1 protein-coding gene is annotated in these 604 nt (G+C 68.7%); it reads right to left on the minus strand.

The window, feature by feature from the left end; translation table 11 throughout:
* The coding region (locus ACN675_RS29225; RefSeq protein WP_420754127.1) for an AMP-binding enzyme at positions 1-604 on the minus strand (604 nt) is incomplete at both ends.

The following is a 604-nucleotide window of genomic DNA, read 5'->3' on the forward strand; positions in this document are numbered from 1 at the left end:
ACCGGGCCGTCACCTGCGTCGCCACCAGCGAATTCCCGCCCAGCGCGAAGAAGTCGTCGTCCAAGCCGACCCGCTCGACACCGAGCACCTCGGCGAACACACCCGCGACGATCTGCTCGATCGCGGTGACCGGGGCCCGGAAGGCCACGGCCTCGAACACCGGTGCGGGCAGCGCCTTCCGGTCGATCTTGCCGTTGATGTTCAGCGGCAGCGCGTCGAGCACCACCCACGCGGTCGGCACCATGTACGACGGCAGCTCCCGCGCCGCCGAGTGCTTCACCGTGTCGAGGTCGAGCTCGCCGTCGGGCACGAGGTAGGCGACCAACTGCTCGCCGAGGTGCACATCCGCACGCACCACGACCACGGCCTGCGACACCGAATCCTGGTTCCGCAGAACCGACTCGATCTCACCGAGCTCGATCCGGAAACCACGCACCTTCACCTGGAAATCGGTACGGCCGAGGTAGTCCAGCGTGCCGTCCGGCAGCCACCGCACCAGGTCACCGGTGCGATACATCCGCGCCCCGGCAGTGACATCCCCCGTCGCTCCGCTCGCCCCACCGGCGAACGGGTTCGCCACGAACCGATCCGCCGTCAACTCCGA

The organism is Rhodococcus sp. O3 (assembly GCF_048897285.1).
Classification (GTDB): Bacteria; Actinomycetota; Actinomycetes; order Mycobacteriales; family Mycobacteriaceae; genus Rhodococcus.